Here is a 15973-nt window from a genome sequence, read left to right on the forward strand (position 1 = left end):
GATGCTGATTTACCGCAACTTGCCGCCCATTCAAGCCCTCACCTTTGATTTGGATGATACCTTGTACGATAACCGCCCGGTGATTCGTCATGTGGAGCAGCAAGTGGCGGCATGGTTGCATCGGGAACACCCGATCACGGCGACGCAGCCGATGGCGTGGTGGAAGGCTCTCAAGCTTCGCATCGCGCAAGACAACCCATGGTTGCCGCACGATGTCACCTTGTGGCGGTATGAGCAGATTCGCCAAGGGTTGCTGGCGCTCGGCTATGCGCCGCACCAAGCCGAGCAAGCAGCGAATGACACCATCGACCAAATGACGCAGCTGCGCAGCTGTGTTGATGTGCCTGAAGAAACCCACCGCGTGATGAGCTATTTGGCGACGAAGGTGCCGCTGGTGGCGATCACCAACGGCAATGTCGATGTCGAAAAAATTGGCCTCAGCCGTTATTTTCAACGTGTTTTCAAAGCCGGGCCGGATGGCCATGCTAAACCGTATCCCGATATGTTTGATAAAGCGCGCGCTTTTCTGGCGTTGCCAGCGCAGGCCATTTTGCATGTGGGTGACCACCCGGTGACCGATGTGCAAGGTGCCAAACAGTGCGGTTTTCAAGCCTGCTGGTACAACGATCAAGGTCTCACCCTACGTGCAACGCCGCAGATGAAACTGCTGCCGGACGTTGAAATACAGACACTATCTCAACTTAATCAACTGATTCTGTGAATCAACGTTGTGATTTCCATTCACAACAATTAACTTCTTAGTCAGTATGTTTTAAGGTAATCAGTTCGTTGGATCGCCAGTCACTCATGATGAGTTAGTTGGATTACATGTTTACATCCTCTCTTTTTATCCCAGCACATCAATCGCTACACCATGCCCTGTCGGCTTTCGAGTTTTCTGCGCAGGGCCAGACACTCATTCAGGTCTTCTCCAGCCTGCCCGCTCAAGACATTACCCCGTTTGCCGAACAGATCGTTCAGCGCTATCCCGACGCGCAGTTGGTGGGGCTGAGCACCGGGCAGATCATTCACAACGGAGACATTCATCATCAAGGCACTTTGCTGCTGATGACGCAGTTTGCGGAGGCCAAGGTGAGCGCGGCGGTCAGCCGTTTTAGCAACAACCCGGTGCGAGACACTCAAACACTGGTCACCGCGCTGGCGCTGCAGCCCAATACCCAAGCGATACTCTGTTTTGCCGAGTACCTGAGTATGGAGCGCTCTGAACGCATTGGTGCGTTCAACCATTTGGCGCCGAATGTGCCGGTGGCAGGGGGCGCCGCCTCAGATGGTGACGACGGCCGTTGGGTGCTGTTGGGGACGCAAACCTATCGCGATGCGATGGTGGCGGTGGCATTGCACGGTGACACATTGCACGCCAGCAATGCGGCGTATACAGAGTGGAACCCGATTGGGCGCCATTTCCGCGTCACCAAGACCGACGGCAAGACGCTGTATCGCCTCGATGACATGCCTGTGCAAGAAGTGTACAACCGCTACCTCGGCGATGGGCAGCATGTGCCGTTTGAGATGCTGCACAACTTTCCGCTCATCAAGGGCGATTTGCAGCAGCAAGATGTCTACGTACCGATGTATGAAGATGAACCGGGGATTGTGCTGAATCAAGCGCTGTCGGTGGGCGACGAAGTGCGTTTCTGCTTTGACCATCCGTCCCTGACCTTAGAACAGGTCTATTTTGGCGCCGAGCAGCTGCGTGCATTTCAGCCAGAGCAGATTTTTGTCTACAACTGCACGTCCCGCTTGGAATTCATCGAAGAGAACCAAGAGCTATTACCGCTGCAATCGGTCGCACCGACCCAAGGCTGTTATTGCATGGGGGAGCTGTGGCACGATGGCACGCTGCAACGTTCGCTGCATCACAGTATGACCTACTTGGCACTGCGCGAAGGGGACACGGTTGAGCGCCGCGCTGAACCTTTCTCACTGGGGCGCCATGACGTGATTGCGCCGCTGTTTAGTTTGATTCGCAACTCGCTGAGCGACTTGGATGAGATGAACCACAATCTGGCTTATAAGATTCAAAGCCAAGCCAGCATGCTGACCGCCAGTTATCGCGTCGACCCGCGTACCGGATTACCCAACCGCGTGGTGCTGCGCGAGAAACTGCTGCGCATGGCGGGAAGTCATCATCTGCTGGCGCTCAAGTTAACCAACTTTAACCAAATCAATGAAAAGTACGGGTATCAGGTGGGGGATCGCCTGCTGCAAGATCTCAGCGCCCATTTTCAGCACTATTTGCAGCAACATTTGCCCGGCCGCAGTGAGCTGTTTGCCATCGGGGTGGGCGAATGGGCGACGCTGTTTCGCAGTGAGGCGGATGAAGCATTTATTCACCTGACCTTCTCGCAGTTTGTTGATCAGTTGGAACACGTCAATTTCGAGCCGTTTGGGCTGCCGGAAGTGGATTACGTGTCGGTGTCGCTGTGTGCCGGTTTGGTCAGTCGGCGTGATTTCCCGGACAAAGATCCGGATGATTTGCTGCTGCGCGCCATAGAAGCACGCCGCCACGCGCATCAACACAACCGTCATTTCTGTAACGCCAGCCAATTGCGCGCGCAAGAGCAGATGCGTCAGGAACGATTGGGATGGTTGTCGTGCGTGAGCCGCGCGGTGTTGGATAACAACGTTTTGGTGTACGCGCAGCCGATCTACAAAGCGCACAGCCATGAACTGGCGTCGCTGGAGTGCTTGGTGCGTATCGATGACGACGGTGAAATTATTCTGCCGGGGCGTTTTCTGCCCATCATCGAAGGCACCCATCTCTACACGCGCCTCAGTCGCCAAATGATCAACCGCACCTTTGACTTGATGCGCGATCGCCATGAAGCGTTTTCGATTAACCTCGCGCCACAAGATTTCATGAGTGAGCGCACGCTGCTCAACTTGGAAGAGGCGATCAAATCGTTACCCGACCCAAGCCGCGTGGGGCTGGAAGTGTTGGAAACGGAGCAGATCAAAGACTACGGCCACATGATTGAAGTGTGTAACCACTTCCGTTCGCTGGGCGCGAGCATCATCGTCGATGACTTTGGCTCGGGATATTCCAACATTGATGAAATCGTCAAACTGGAACCGCAGGTGATCAAGCTCGATGGCAGCCTGATCCGCAACATCGACCAAGACATCAAACAGCGCCGCATTGCACAGCAGTTGGTGCAACTGTGCCAAGTGCTGAATGCCAAAACCGTGGCGGAGTTCGTGCATAACGATGAGGTGCGTCGCATCAGTGAAGCGATGGGGGTCGATTACCTACAAGGTTTTCATTTGGGCGCGCCGCAACGGCTCGGTTGAGGCGTGCGGCCGCGCACGATCAAGGATGTGGCCAGCGATGGCCACTCTTATCGGCCTGAAAGATGGCCATAAACTGCGCAAAAAACGCCGCCAAGGCATCGGCCTGCGGCGCCTCATCGAGAGCGCGAAGCAGTTCACATCCCACTTCCAAGGTACACAGGTGCCCGTCGCTTTGATTGCGTCGCAGGCGGTATTGCGACAGCTGTTGCGGACTGAGGGTGACTCGGGGTAAATCCTTAAGCCACGGGCTTTTGCGTTCCATTTTCTTTGCTTCCTGCCAGGTGCCGTCGAGCAAAATAAAATGCGGCTTCTGATGCAACGAGTGTGCTTGTGCCAGTGCGTCTTCTACACGGAGGCTCGGCTCGCCCGGATAGACCAACACGGAGTAATGGCTTGGATCGGCGATGCGTGCCTTGAGCGCCGCGTTGGGTTCGACGCGGCTCCAACTGAACGCTTGGCAGTCGGGCAGGGCGGCCGTCAGCCAGCGCCCCGTGTTGGTGTCACGCGACCGTTCGTTGTCGTGCATCAGCAACGAGAGTTGCAGCGCACTGGTCAGCTGGGGCACCTGTTGGCACACACATTGGTGAACCAGCAAGCAGTGTGGGCAAGGTGTCACAGTTTCACGCCCGCTTGTTTGGGGGAGAGGCCATCGGCAAATAAGGTCACGCCGCTGATCTCCTCGCTTTGCGCCACGTCGGCCACACTCGGATTGACCGGATAGCTGATGCCGTTGTATTGCAAACGGTGCGTTGCAGCTTGCGCGCCGCCGCCACTCACCGGCAGCATCAGATCCTGCCATCCATGCGTGTTGTGCTTACCGAGTTGAAAGGGGGTTCGCACCAAGGTAATGCGGCTGTTAAAACGCCACTCCTGATTCTGCTGCTGGAACACCAACAGCGTGCAGCCCCCGGAACCACACCAATCCAACTGCACCAGCAGTTCTGGTTGGTTGTCACCGGTGAGATCGTATTTCAACCAGCGATACTGCGTGTTGTCCGGTGCGGTGTGATGCAATGCAAAGTAGCGACGCAGCGCTTGATCGACATCTTCTTCGTAGTCGTCCCGCGAGGCGATCTGGTGATCGCTCAGCGGCGCAGGGCTTGCGGCGGGGGAACTGGCTTGGCGGGCAGAAAATAGCACCAGCCCGCCGTTGGCAATGGGGTAAACCACGTCGCCGACTTTCTCTTTCTCGGCGCTGAGCGTGCTGCCCTCGCGCGTGAAGACGCGTTCCGACACCAAATACTGCTGCTGATGTTGGGTCATCACCACTTGAATTTGACGCGGATTGAGCTGCTGCCAGTAGCCGCGTTCGACAATGTCGGCTTCGCCGCTGCTGTAGTGGTAGCGGGTGGTCGCCATATAATCGGCATCGAGGTTTAAGGTCACGCTAAAGCCCGTAGTTTGGGTGGAACTGGCAAAGTAAGTGCCAACCCACTCCAGCGTTGGATCGCTGTTGCCCAAGGTCGCACAACCTTGGTAGTCGCCGCCTTTGAGGCTCAGTTCAGAGCGCCAGCCATACAGCGTGTCGCTCATGCCATCCGCGCACGCTTCGCGTGTCAGGCTCAGTTCGCCATCTTTGAAACGATAAACCCGCTGGTTGGCCGACAACCGGCTGCTGTCAATCGCGAACGTCTGTTTCGGGCCGCCAAGCGGCTGGAATGTCAGGCCATCGGCGGTGTAGTTCATCGACCAGAAGGGTTCGGTGCCAAATGCGCGCGTTGGCGTGGCCGCTAAGTTGCAGCGCTGTGGGTTTTCAGCACTGAGCATATTCACTTGGTCGACCACAAAGCGCGCGGCGTAATCGCCGTTGTAGCCTGTCTTGCTGGGCGGTGCCAGATGCCCAATCACTTCGCCGTACATGATTTGATAGGGCGAATGGGCTAAATCGGTGGCTTGTTTGACCTGCGTGGGTGACAGGTCAAGCAGCAGTTGTTGATTGCTGCCACACGGGGTGAGCGAGCGCACTTCCGGGCCGATCACGACCTGACCACGCACCACAAACGGTTGGGGTTGAATGGAGGCCGGTTGGTCCAAGCTGGCTTTCGGCGGTTCAGCGGGGGTGGGCTGAGGGCCGGGTGTGCTGGAGCACGCTTGGAGGGCAAGGGTGGTCAGGATTGCGGCTGGGGTTCTCAGCGCCTTCATGGGATCTCTTCCTCGTGACAGAACGTTAAACGGGTTTAATTATGGCATATTGGCTGTTCAAAACAGAACCAGACACCACCTCTATTGACACGCGGCGAACACAAAAGGTTTCCTGTTGGGCGGCGAACGTTGATGATTTCGTTATTGGCAAGGCGTGCTAGGGCATGCGCGCCTTGTGCCTGAGCGCGCAAAAAGGCAGCCGAGGCTGCCTTGGGACGCGATGCAAAGAAGCGTGAGATTAAATCAGGTGCGTTTGCAGGTAGTGCGGTACGGCATCATCGGCGTTGCTGCCGATCACTTCGTTGTTAGGCAGGGCGTGCATCACTTTCTCGTGCGCTGTGCCCATGATGAGGCCTTTGCCAGCCATCGACAGCATTTCCACATCGTTCATGCCATCACCAAACGCGATGCAGTTGTCGAGTGTCAGGCCGAGCGATTCTGCCACGGCTTGCAGCGCATCGCCTTTGGACACGCCGGCACACATCACTTCTAAACACCATGGGGTGGAGAACGCCACGTTCACCTGATCGCCAAAGTGTTGGTTGATGAGGGTTTCGTAGTGCACCAGTTGCTCGTGGTCGTGACTTTCATTGCTGAAAAACACTTTGGCAACGCCATCGGTCGGGGCCGCATTCACATCAAACAGGTGGTAGCTAAAGCCGGATTCTTCATGGAAGTTACGCAGCACTTCGTCTTCACGGTTGAGCAACCATTCGTCATTGCGGTACAGGTGGACGTAAATGTCCGGTTCGTGTTTGACCACATCGATGATCGCTTGCACAAGCTGAGGTGGTACGTTTTTGCTGTACATTTCACGGCCGTTTTGGTCGTGCACACGCGCGCCATTGGACGTGATCATATAAGCCGGAATGCCCGCAATTTCACGAATGCCCGCCACGTCGACGTGGTGGCGTCCGGTGGCAAAAATGAACGTGTAGCCTTTCTGATGCAGATCGTGCAGCGTCTGTTTGGCAAACGGACTCAGTTGATGATTCGGTGCCAGCAGTGTGCCGTCAAGATCGGAAGCCACAATACGGTATGGCGATGCGTTACGTTCAGTGGTCATAAAACCCTCTTAGTCACAGGTGAAATAGCGGCGATGCTCGCGCGTTTCTGAGCGGTTAGTGTACGTGAAGCGAAAGAGGAAAAAGAGGGTAAACCTACCACAGCAAAATTTCCTCTATTTAGCCTCGCTGGCGCGCGCAAAGTGGTTGAGGACGGCGTCCAGCGCTTGATTGCGATACTGATCTTGTTCAAACAGCAGTTCATGCCGTGCGCCCAGCACCACCTCGATCGCACTGTGCGGGTTGGTGCGTGCCAGTTTGGTCACAAACCGGGTTTGCGCTTGGTTGCTGACGATGGTGTCGGCTTCGGCCTGAATCACCAAAGTGGGCAGCCGCACTTGGCGCGTCAGCAAAATGCACTGTTTGGCGCCCATCAAGCCTTGCCACACCCAGCGTGTGCTGGGGCCGCCCAGTTTCAGTTCTGGTTTGGCTTCGTACAGGTCGCGGAACCAGCGGTAGCGCACTTCGCTGTGGGTGAGCGGGTTGATTTCAAACGGCTTGGGATAATACGCGCTGTAGCCCGGCGCGTAAGTCGGTTTGTGGTAAATGGCCGTGAGCATTTGTGACAGTGGTAGCGCCACCGGACGCAGTTGCCACGCCATGTGCACGCCAAACATCGGTGCGCTGAGCGCCATGGCGTGAAACCCATGTTGCGGATGGGTTTGCACCAAGCGGGTGGCGATCGCGCCGCCCATCGAATGGCCCAAAAGAAAACGCTGTGAATAGCGGCTGAGATCCCACATGTCGAGCAATCCGGCGAGGTCTTGAACGTAATCGTGAAATTCGCCGACATAACCCATTTCTCGTTCGTCAATCAAGCGATCAGACAAGCCCTGACCGCGATGGTCGTAGGCATAAATGTCGTATCCTTGCTGAAACAGATCGTAAAAGAGTTCTTGATACTTCCAAGCGGATTCGATGCGACCGTTGACCACCACAATGGCTTTGCGGTGTTCCGGCTTGGTTAATGAGCACCAATAGAGTAGGGTCTTGTCGAACGCACGATAAACCCCTTCATCACGCGTGCGCCACAAATCGGCAATCTGATGCTGGATTGCTTGCTCAAAGTTGGACTCTTGAGTATAAGGTGAGGTCATAACACGGGCTCGACTCATCACAATGGGTGAGTATCAAATTAGTTGTCTAAGGTCGCTAGAATAAGCGAGTTGGGAGGAATTGCAATGGATACGCATGTTTGGTTGGCTTATGTGGCGACGGCGATTGTGTTTAGCTTGGCGCCGGGATCCGGCACCGTCAATTCAATCAGTAATGGTTTGAGTTACGGCACGCGCAAGTCGCTGGCCGCCATTGCGGGGCTGCAAATTGGTTTGGCGATTCACATTGTGTTGGTGGGCGCGGGCATTGGCGCCTTGGTGGCACAATCGGCACTGGCGTTTACACTGATCAAATGGGTGGGCGCCGTGTATCTGGTGTGGCTCGGCATTCAAAAATGGCGCGATCGCAGCAGTTTGATGGCAGAGAGTGCCACGCAAAACCTGCGCGCAGGCACGTTGCTGCGTAAAGCGGTGCTGATTAATCTGACCAATCCGAAGTCGATTGTGTTTTTGGTGGCTTTATTTCCACAGTTTCTTGATCCAACAGGGGATCAGCTCACTCAGCTCTTGGTGCTGGGCATCACAACCGTTACCATAGATGCCTTTGTGATGTTGGGCTACACCTCGTTGGCGTCACAGATGGGGCGTTTTATTCGCTCCGATCGCATTATGCGTAAAATTAATCGAGTATTCGGCACCATGTTTATGGGCTGTGGTGCGCTGCTGGCAGCGGCCAAAGCCTAATCATCACCGGCGCCGAATGCGTTTGAGGGTGACATGTATACCACTTATGTAGCACGACAACCCATCTTAAACGCGAAGCGGCAGACATTAGGATATGAACTGCTGTTTCGTGATGGGGAAGAGAATGCGTTTCCTGAGCACATGGACTCTGATCGTGCGACATATCGACTGATTGTCGAAAATTTTCTGGCCGTCGGCACCAACCCGTCGATTGCCCGTTCACGCTGTTTTATTAATTTTCCGTACAAAAGCTTATTGCGCCGCTTGCCGCTGACACTGCCCAGAGAGCAGATCGTGGTGGAGGTGCTGGAAACCTGTTCGCCGACCGATGAACTGCTTGAAGCGGTGCGCGAGCTTGGCGCGCGTGGTTACTTGATCGCGCTGGATGACTTTGTCTATGCGCCGGAGTGGGAGCGATTCCTGCCGTACGTGCACATTGTCAAACTCGACATCATGGCGCTGGGGGTGGATGAAGCGTGCGAATTCGTTCGTCAACGCCTCGATCACGGCAGTCGTCGCCGCTTTTTGGCGGAACGGGTCGAAACCGAAGCGCAGTTTGATCAAACGCGCCGCGCCGGGTTTACCTTCTTTCAAGGCTACTTCTTCAGCAAGCCGCAAATCATCAAACAGCGCTACATCAGCCCGGAACACGTGCTGGCGATGCAACTGTTTCAGGAAGTGTGCCGCCCCGACGTTGATTTTGAGCGCATTGAACACATTGTGGCGCAAGACATCGCGCTGTCGTACAAGCTGCTGCGCTTTGTCAACAGCATGTCGGATCGCCTCGCGGTGCCTATCTCTTCATTTCGCCAAGCCTTGGTGTATCTTGGGCAAGATCGGCTGAAAATCTTTGTCTCGCTGGCGGTGGCGTCTTACATCTCGGTCAAAAAGCCCAAAGAGCTGTACAACTTGTCGTTGCAGCGGGCGCAGTTCTGTCAGTTGATGGCATCGCGTCGCCCGTTTGTCGAGTTTAAAGATCAGGCCTTCATCATTGGCCTGTTTTCGGTGCTCGATGCCTTGTTGGACACGTCACTCGGCGAGTTGGTGGAACAATTGCCGCTGACCAAAGCGATCAAAGATGCGCTCAATCAGCGCATCGGACCGTTTGGCGAATTGCTCAATCTGGAAGAGTGTTTTGAGCATGCTGATTGGCAAGGGGTGGAAAACTGCTGCTTGCAACTGGGGTTGCAGGTCAACGAGGTCACCAACCATCTCGCAGCCGCTCAACGTTGGAGTCAGGATGTGAATCGCCTGCTGTAGATGAAACTTTTATGACAGTGAAAGCACGCGCATTGACGCGTGCTTTTTTGTAATTAAGATATATGTATATGTGAATATATTGGAGATGCTAATGCTACCTCACCAATTTTTCAAGCTGCTGGCGGATGAAACGCGTATGCGCTGCCTGCTGCTGATTGCGCGTGAAAAGCGCCTGTGCGTGTGCGAACTGACGCACGCGCTGCAAGAGAGCCAACCGAAAGTGTCACGCCATCTGGCGCAGTTGCGCCAAAGCGGTGTGCTGGTGGACGAGCGCCAGGGGCAATGGGTGTATTACCAAGTGTCAGACCAGCTCCCGGGCTGGCTGAATAAAATCATCGATGGATTAAAACAATCCAACTGTTTGCAACAACAATACGGCGTCGACAGTCAGCGACTGGCGACCATGGCCGATCGCCCGTGCTGTTAAGGAGAAAAACATGACCATTAAAGTCGGAATCAATGGATTTGGCCGCATTGGCCGTTTGGCAATGCGTGCAGCGTTTGACTGGCCAGATATCGAATTTGTGCACATCAATGATGTGGCGGGTGATACGGCAACACTGGCGCATCTACTGGCGTTCGATTCAGTGCAAGGGCGTTGGCATCATGCGGTGGAAGCGCAAGGCAACACCATGCTGATTGGTGACGCGCGCATCACCACCACTCAGGAGCGTGACATCAGCGCGGTGGACTGGTCAGGGTGCGATGTGGTGATTGAAGCCACGGGCGTACATCGCAAAACAGCGTTCTTGAACCAGTATCTGGCGCAGGGCGTCAAGCGAGTGGTGGTGTCGGCACCGGTCAAAGAGCCGGGCATTGCCAACATCGTGGTTGGGGTGAACGACCACATTTTCGACCCCGCGCAGCATCGCATCGTTACGGCGGCTTCGTGCACCACCAACTGCATTGCCCCCGTGGTGAAAGTGATTCACGAAAAACTCGGCATTGAGCAGTCGTCGTTCACCACCATTCACGATTTGACCAACACGCAAACCATTTTGGATGCGCCGCACAAAGATTTGCGCCGTGCCCGAGCGTGCGGCATGAGCCTGATCCCAACCACCACTGGCAGCGCGACGGCGATTGTGGAAATTTTCCCAGAACTGGCGGGCAAAATTAACGGTCACGCGGTGCGTGTACCGCTGGCGAATGCGTCGCTGACCGACATCATTTTTGATGTGAAACGCGATACCACCGCCGAAGAAGTCAATGCGCTGCTGAAAGAAGCCGCACAAGGTGAGCTGAAAGGTATTCTCGGTTTCGAAGAAAAACCGCTGGTGTCGATTGATTACCGCGGTGACCCACGTTCGACCATCGTTGATGCTTTGTCGACCATGGTGGTGGGGACGCGCATGGTGAAAATCTATGCGTGGTACGACAACGAAATGGGTTACGCGACTCGCACCGCTGAACTGGTGCGTAAAGTGGGGCTGGCGAAATGATGCATCCGACGTGGGAACTGCCGGTCGAGCAAGCGGCGTTGGTGCTGATGCCGTGCCCGGGCACCAAAGAGGTCAGCTTGTTTGACAGCTTGACGCAACTGAAAGCGCAAGGCGTGCATGTGATTGTCAGCGCGATCACGCGTGACGAGATGGCCGCCAAGCAGGTCGAGCAACTCGGTTATACCGCCCAAGCGCTGGGCATGATGTGGATTCATCTGCCGATTGAAGACGACAGTGTGCCGGATGCGCTGTTTACGGAGCACTGGCCCACCGTCAGCCCGCAACTGCGCAATGTGCTTAAACGCGGCGACAAAGTGGCGATCCACTGCATGGGGGGCTCGGGTCGTACCGGTTTGCTGGCCGGGCATGTGTTACTCGACCTCGGCTGGCCGCTGGATCAGTGTATTGAACGCATTCAGGCTCTGCGTCCGGGCGCGTTTACCAAAGCGGAGCAGCGTTGTTACATCGAACACGTTGCGGGTGTGATCAGCTAATCGAGCTTTGGGATCATTATGATCCCAAAGCTCATGTTGGATCGGAATATGTTGAAAACTTATGCCAAATTAGACCACTCGATCCGTCAGTACATGCTGGTGACGTTCAACTACTGGAACTTCACGCTGACGGATGGTGCGCTGCGCATGCTGGTGGTGCTCTATTTCCATCAGCTCGGTTACGACACGCTGGCGATCGCCTCGCTGTTTCTGTTTTACGAATTCTTTGGCGTGGTCACCAACCTCATCGGGGGTTGGTTGGGCGCGCGATTGGGGCTCAATCGCACCATGAACGTCGGGCTGGCGATGCAAATCGTTGCGTTGGGAATGTTGGCGCTGCCCAGCGTGTGGCTGACCATTCCTTGGGTGATGGCGGCGCAGGCGCTGTCCGGCATCGCCAAAGACCTCAACAAGATGAGCGCCAAAAGCGCGATCAAAACGCTGGTGCCGGATGAACAACAGGGCGCGCTGTATCGCTGGGTCGCCATTTTAACCGGCTCGAAAAACGCCCTCAAAGGTGCGGGATTCTTTTTGGGTGGCGTGTTGCTGACGGCACTCGGTTTTCAGCTTGCGGTGGCGTGCATGGCGGCAGTGCTGGTGCTGGTGCTCATCGGCAGTTTGTGTTGGTTGAGTGCTGATCTTGGCAAAGCCAAAGCCAAGCCTAAGTTCTCGGAAATATTCTCCAAATCTCGGTCGGTGAACATTCTTTCGGCGGCGCGTCTGTTTTTGTTTGGCGCGCGCGATGTGTGGTTTGTGGTTGCACTGCCGGTTTATCTCGGCACGGTGTTTGGCTGGGATCACATCTGGGTGGGCGGATTTCTGGCGTTGTGGGTCATTGGTTATGGCGTGGTGCAAGGTTTTGCGCCGCGCATGACGGGTAAAGCGCAGGGTAAATTGCCAGATGGTCATGCGGCATTGCGCTGGGCGGTGATGCTGAGTGTGGTGACTGCGGGGGTGGCGCTCGGTGTCACGCTGAACTGGCACCCTCAATGGGTCATTACCATGGGCTTGATGCTGTTTGGCGCGGTGTTTGCGGTCAACTCATCCCTGCATTCGTATTTGATCGTCAGTTATGCCAAGGGCGATGGCGTGTCGCTCGATGTGGGGTTTTACTACATGGCAAACGCGATGGGGCGTTTAATCGGGACGATCTTATCAGGTTATCTATTTCAGGTGGGGGGGCTGGCCGCATGTCTCTGGGTGTCTTTGGGCTTCCTCATGCTGACCAGCCTTATTTCGCTCGGATTACCGAAACTGTCATCACAAGCCCGTTAAACGGGCTTGTGGCTTGATGGGGGGCGATGTGACGCGGAATGGCTTATTGCAGCCATGCATTCAGCATCCACACCAGTTTTTCTTGTTCACGAATATAGTCGCTCATGAGCGCAGCGGTGCCTTCGTCGCCCGCTTCACCGGCAAGTTCTGCAATGGTACGTTGCTGCGTGATCAGGGCGCTAAACCCGTTCACCAAACCGTTCATGGTGCTCTGACCGTCGGTCGCGTTGGTGTGCTCTTTGATCTCGGTGCTTTCCAAGTAGCTGCTAAAACTGTGCAGTGGTTGGTGGCCCAAGGTCAGAATACGTTCAGCCAGTTCATCGATTTTGAGTTGCAGATCGGTGTAGATCTCTTCAAATTTAGCGTGTAGCTCAAAGAACTCTTTACCTTTGATATTCCAATGGTAACCGCGAGTGTTCATGTAGAACACCTGGTAGTTGGCCAGTAGGCGGTTGAGTGACTGAGCAAGTTGTTGGCTTTGGTTGCGGTCCAGGCCGATTAGATTAGTAGTCATAACACTCACCTTCTTAGTAATCGAAAAATTAAATGGATTTCTGTGAAATCGTTGCAAGCATAATAACCCTGTACTTTGTAGACCTATATTCGATTGTGTGCATCGCTGTAATAGGTATTAGCTATCAAAATCAAAAAGTTTGCGCGAGTTAACCCATCGTTGACCGCTGGTTTACACTTTGGCTACCAATCGTTCTATAGTGAGGTTTCGGTGTTTGATGAGCGTGAGTGATGACGAAACGAATAATCTTTTTTGATATGTTGCGCTGTGTCGCGGCGGTGGCCGTGATCGGCATTCATGTGTTGGCGCCCTATCGGCAGGAATTGGGCACGATTCCTTTGTCGGAGTGGCTGACCGCAGTCACGGTCAATGGCCTCAGTCGCTGGGCGGTGCCTGTGTTTATTCTGATTTCCGGTGCGTTGATGCTGAGCGACCCGCGTCCTTTTGATCTCCATTATTATCTGCGACGTCGCTTAGGCAAGGTGCTGGTGCCTTTCATGATTTGGTCGCTGTTCTATGCGTATCTCTCTGGGTGGAGTGCGAGCGGGTTTGATGGCCAAATCGCGCTTGAGACACTCAAACACAGCCCGCAGCACGAAACCTATTACCATCTGGGCTTTTTCTATTACTTCATTCCGCTTTATTTTGTCATTCCGCTGTTCCAGTGGCTGGTGAAGCGGGTCGATACACTGGCGATTTGTGCGTGGGTGGCAGTGTGGATGCTGACCGCGACGCTGTTCCTGTTTTACATCGATGGCGTGTGGAATCTGGAACTGTGGCTCTACAGTGGCTACTTGTTGCTCGGCTATTTGCTGTATCAGAAAGTGCCCAACAACCGCTGGGTGGTGATGGCAGCGCTGCTGCTGGGGGGCGGTGCATTGTACGTCACGGTGACTTCGGTGGTTTCGGTGAGCCTGCAATATCAGAGCTACATCGTCGAGCGCTGGTTGTCGTACAAAACGCTCAATACCATTTTGGCAGCCAGCATGGTGTTTATTCTCTGCCGTGCGTGGGCTGATCATCTGTCGCCACGAGCGCAAACGGTGGTGGCGTTCATCAGTCAGCACAGCTTGGGGATTTACCTACTGCACCCCATCTTCTTGTGGCCGATGAAAGCCTACGGTTGGCATCAGGGACACCCGGGGTGGGTGATCCCCATGTGGATCGTGTTGAGCGGTGCGGCGTCGTTGGGCGTGAGCTGGTTGGTCTCACGCAGCGCGAAAACCCGTTGGTTATTGCCCTAACGTTGCAGGGCAAAATGAATAAAGTCGGTGCCGCGGTAGGTGAGTGTGCCGCGGTCGCCGGGATTCAGCGCGTGGAAATAGTGAATGCCAACCTGAAACTCCCGTTTTGGCCCCCATTGACCTTTTTGGACGTAAACCCAGTATTCTCGGTCATCTTGTCCCGGTAATGGGTGAGGGATATCAATGCTTTGCTTGTCTAACACGGTGACTTGCACGTGGCGCTCCGGCGCGTTCTCCCCGTGTATGTGCCGACGATAGAAACGAGAAAACAACCACAGCCCGACGGCAATCAATCCGCCTAACGCAATCCAAAATACACCCGGCATTCACGCCTCCTTTTTGGTAGCAATGACATTCTAATAATCTGATTTTACGAGCACTTTGACGAAATAACCCGCGTGATGCACAGTAATAGAGATGAGTTTTTCGGCAGGTATCACACTTTCATACTAGGATTGAAGGCTAAGCTAGAAGTGAGCTTTTCTCACCCCTATCTATGGAGTAAGACTCTGTTAACAAGAACGACAAAAACTGAGTGGATGAGCAAGGGAGGCGGTCATGTCCGATAGTGAACAAGTAATGATGCAAACGCGCAGGCTAGAGACATTGCTACGCATGCAATATCACGCCCAAGGGGACTCACTTGAAGCGCTGATCAACAGCTGTGCTGATCGTCTGCCGCATGATGTGTTAGCCAAGCTGCGCTATGTCGCCAGCATTGGTGGGGATGTCACGCAACAGGAGCATTACCAATTAGACGATCGAAAAGCCTTTCTGGCGGTCTGTTTGGAGTGTGAAAAAGAGCTAACCCCACGCAGTGGCCGATTTATTTGGCGAGTGGCGGTGATGTTAATGCTGCTGATGACCTTGGCGGCGATGGTGGTGTATTACATTCATTGGGAAGAGTTATCGCAACATCTGCAGTAAGCACAATATTGAGTACGAAAAAAAGGACGCCTTGGCGTCCTTTTTTGTTGTTTAACAGATGCTTAGTACATCATCGGCAGTGTCATCAAACCAACGATTACTGCGATCATTACTAGTCCTTGTTTCTGAGATGAAGAAATCATAACACTGCTCCTTTAAATTTGTTTCCTTCAGTGAATTTAGAATAGCACTAGTTTAACGGCTTGATCAAGACCATCTTTCTAAAATGGTTAAAAATGGCATTCTATATCTGGCTATCAGCCCTAAAATGGTGAGTTAAATGTGTGGTTTTGGTGCGTTTATCAATTAATCATTGTGAGTTTAAAATAATCTTTAGGTTTTATAAGATGTTGAATTTATTGTTTTTATAAAGGTTAATTTGATGTTTCATGATTGCTTTTGTCCGGTTTTTGCTAGTTAGCGGTGTGATGGAGGTGATTTTTAGGTGAATTCTCAATTTTTAAGAAAATTATTTTTATAGATGAGAATTAATCTCATCT

16 protein-coding genes and 1 pseudogene are annotated in these 15973 nt (G+C 54.0%); 11 read left to right on the forward strand and 6 right to left on the reverse strand.

Features of this window, described 5'->3' with window-relative positions; translation table 11 throughout:
* Nucleotide 1: 1 nt before the first annotated feature.
* Both yigB and VFA_RS02345 read left to right on the forward strand, forming a co-directional pair.
* Nucleotides 2-721 carry a 5-amino-6-(5-phospho-D-ribitylamino)uracil phosphatase YigB gene (yigB, locus tag VFA_RS02340; protein WP_004724370.1) on the forward strand — a complete coding sequence of 240 codons (720 nt, stop codon included), beginning with the start codon at nucleotides 2-4 and terminating at the stop codon, nucleotides 719-721.
* A 107-nt stretch (nucleotides 722-828) separates the two neighbouring features.
* A complete protein-coding gene (locus VFA_RS02345; RefSeq protein ID WP_038150724.1) occupies nucleotides 829-3312 on the forward strand; it encodes a bifunctional diguanylate cyclase/phosphodiesterase in 2484 nt (827 codons plus the stop codon).
* Between the two features lie 19 nt (nucleotides 3313-3331).
* Here VFA_RS02345 and VFA_RS02350 read toward each other — a convergent pair whose 3' ends face one another.
* Complete coding sequence (locus tag VFA_RS02350; RefSeq protein WP_167498025.1) at nucleotides 3332-3928, reverse strand: tRNA-uridine aminocarboxypropyltransferase; 597 nt, start codon at nucleotides 3926-3928, stop codon at nucleotides 3332-3334.
* On the reverse strand, nucleotides 3925-5454 hold the full coding sequence (locus VFA_RS02355) for a COG3650 family protein (protein WP_004724377.1): 1530 nt from the start codon (nucleotides 5452-5454) through the stop codon (nucleotides 3925-3927). Before VFA_RS02355 ends, VFA_RS02350 begins: the two co-directional genes overlap by 4 nt.
* A 41-nt stretch (nucleotides 5455-5495) precedes the next feature.
* Here VFA_RS02355 and VFA_RS24195 point away from each other — a divergent pair.
* Nucleotides 5496-5573, forward strand: a pseudogene (locus VFA_RS24195) (EVE domain-containing protein); the annotation flags it as partial.
* A gap of 119 nt (nucleotides 5574-5692) precedes the next feature.
* Here the strand turns inward: VFA_RS24195 and VFA_RS02360 are convergent.
* Together VFA_RS02360 and VFA_RS02365 are read right to left on the reverse strand one after the other, a co-directional pair.
* Complete coding sequence (locus VFA_RS02360) at nucleotides 5693-6520, reverse strand: Cof-type HAD-IIB family hydrolase (RefSeq protein WP_004724378.1); 828 nt, start codon at nucleotides 6518-6520, stop codon at nucleotides 5693-5695.
* Between the two features lie 114 nt (nucleotides 6521-6634).
* The gene (locus VFA_RS02365) at nucleotides 6635-7615 is read right to left on the reverse strand and encodes an alpha/beta fold hydrolase (RefSeq protein WP_004724380.1); all 981 of its coding nucleotides are present in this window, start codon (nucleotides 7613-7615) and stop codon (nucleotides 6635-6637) included.
* Nucleotides 7616-7699: 84 nt separating this feature from the next.
* Here VFA_RS02365 and rhtB point away from each other — a divergent pair, with 84 nt between their 5' ends.
* From rhtB to arsJ, 6 genes are all read left to right on the forward strand, one after another.
* Complete coding sequence (gene rhtB, locus VFA_RS02370; RefSeq protein WP_004724382.1) at nucleotides 7700-8317, forward strand: homoserine/homoserine lactone efflux protein; 618 nt, start codon at nucleotides 7700-7702, stop codon at nucleotides 8315-8317.
* 33 nt (nucleotides 8318-8350) lie between these two features.
* Entirely contained in the window at nucleotides 8351-9577 is a 1227-nt protein-coding gene (locus VFA_RS02375) for an EAL and HDOD domain-containing protein (protein WP_004724383.1), read from the forward strand.
* Nucleotides 9578-9668: 91 nt separating this feature from the next.
* On the forward strand, nucleotides 9669-10004 hold the full coding sequence (locus VFA_RS02380; protein ID WP_004724386.1) for a metalloregulator ArsR/SmtB family transcription factor: 336 nt from the start codon (nucleotides 9669-9671) through the stop codon (nucleotides 10002-10004).
* A gap of 10 nt (nucleotides 10005-10014) precedes the next feature.
* Nucleotides 10015-11019, forward strand: a complete 1005-nt coding sequence (locus VFA_RS02385) for an ArsJ-associated glyceraldehyde-3-phosphate dehydrogenase (protein ID WP_004724387.1) — start codon at nucleotides 10015-10017, stop codon at nucleotides 11017-11019.
* Nucleotides 11016-11513: a cyclin-dependent kinase inhibitor 3 family protein gene (locus VFA_RS02390; protein ID WP_004724389.1), complete on the forward strand. Its 498-nt coding sequence runs from the start codon at nucleotides 11016-11018 to the stop codon at nucleotides 11511-11513. The genes VFA_RS02385 and VFA_RS02390 overlap by 4 nt, the downstream gene beginning before the upstream one ends.
* 48 nt (nucleotides 11514-11561) lie before the next feature.
* Nucleotides 11562-12788 (forward strand): organoarsenical effux MFS transporter ArsJ, encoded by a 1227-nt coding sequence (gene arsJ, locus VFA_RS02395; protein WP_038150726.1) that lies wholly within the window; start codon nucleotides 11562-11564, stop codon nucleotides 12786-12788.
* Between the two features lie 43 nt (nucleotides 12789-12831).
* Here arsJ and VFA_RS02400 read toward each other — a convergent pair whose 3' ends face one another.
* Nucleotides 12832-13302 carry a Dps family protein gene (locus VFA_RS02400; protein WP_004724392.1) on the reverse strand — a complete coding sequence of 157 codons (471 nt, stop codon included), beginning with the start codon at nucleotides 13300-13302 and terminating at the stop codon, nucleotides 12832-12834.
* A gap of 230 nt (nucleotides 13303-13532) precedes the next feature.
* Between VFA_RS02400 and VFA_RS02405 the strand changes: the two genes are divergently transcribed.
* The gene (locus VFA_RS02405; protein WP_038150728.1) at nucleotides 13533-14546 is read left to right on the forward strand and encodes an acyltransferase; all 1014 of its coding nucleotides are present in this window, start codon (nucleotides 13533-13535) and stop codon (nucleotides 14544-14546) included.
* Here VFA_RS02405 and VFA_RS02410 read toward each other — a convergent pair.
* Nucleotides 14543-14872 carry a DUF2500 domain-containing protein gene (locus VFA_RS02410; RefSeq protein ID WP_004724395.1) on the reverse strand — a complete coding sequence of 110 codons (330 nt, stop codon included), beginning with the start codon at nucleotides 14870-14872 and terminating at the stop codon, nucleotides 14543-14545. The two genes, VFA_RS02405 and VFA_RS02410, sit on opposite strands and share 4 nt — an antisense overlap.
* 232 nt (nucleotides 14873-15104) lie before the next feature.
* Between VFA_RS02410 and VFA_RS02415 the strand changes: the two genes are divergently transcribed.
* Nucleotides 15105-15473 (forward strand): hypothetical protein, encoded by a 369-nt coding sequence (locus VFA_RS02415; protein WP_004724398.1) that lies wholly within the window; start codon nucleotides 15105-15107, stop codon nucleotides 15471-15473.
* The last annotated feature ends 500 nt before the right edge of the window (nucleotides 15474-15973 follow it).

Source organism: Vibrio furnissii CIP 102972 (assembly GCF_000176175.1).
In the GTDB taxonomy this organism is placed as follows: Bacteria; Pseudomonadota; Gammaproteobacteria; order Enterobacterales; family Vibrionaceae; genus Vibrio; species Vibrio furnissii.